This window comes from Ruegeria sp. AP12, assembly GCF_056540025.1.
Genome location: NZ_JBQFVZ010000350.1, coordinates 1 through 511 on the forward strand (window position 1 = coordinate 1; position 511 = coordinate 511).

The 511-nt window shown below is 57.3% G+C and carries 1 protein-coding gene; it reads right to left on the minus strand.

Annotated features, from left to right (window positions below; genetic code table 11):
• Window positions 1-511 (minus strand): efflux RND transporter permease subunit (locus tag ACR0E6_RS23155; protein ID WP_480587854.1); only part of this gene is annotated, 511 nt, incomplete at both ends.

A 511-nucleotide genomic window follows, 5' to 3' on the forward strand; every position in this document is an offset into this window, starting at 1 on the left:
GCCAGCTGTTTCCACCACAGTGCTGTGGGGCTGTCGATCGTGTAGCCGCCATTGATGAAGTCCAGCGACAGGCCAAACATCATTGGCGTCAGACCGGCCATTGTGGTCAGCGTTGTCAGCAGAACGGGGCGAATCCGAGCCTCAGCCGTACGCACAATCGCGTCGATCCGCGGCATGTAGCGGCTGTATTCCTGATAGGTGTCGATCAGAACGATGTTGTTGTTCACAACAATCCCAGCCAGAGCGACGATCCCTGTACCGGTCATGATGATCGAGAAGGGTTGCTCCATCACCAGCATCCCGATCAGAACGCCGGTTGTGGACAGTACAACCGCCAGCAAAACCAGAACAGAGTTGTAGAAGCTGTTGAACTGCGCCAGCAGGATCACGAACATCAGCCCGAGGGCCGCCAGAAACGCGCTGGACAGGAAGGCCTGGCTTTCGGCCTGTTCTTCCTGATCGCCGGTCCATTCCCATGTGATCGAAGGGTCGAACGGGTTGGTGTTCAGCC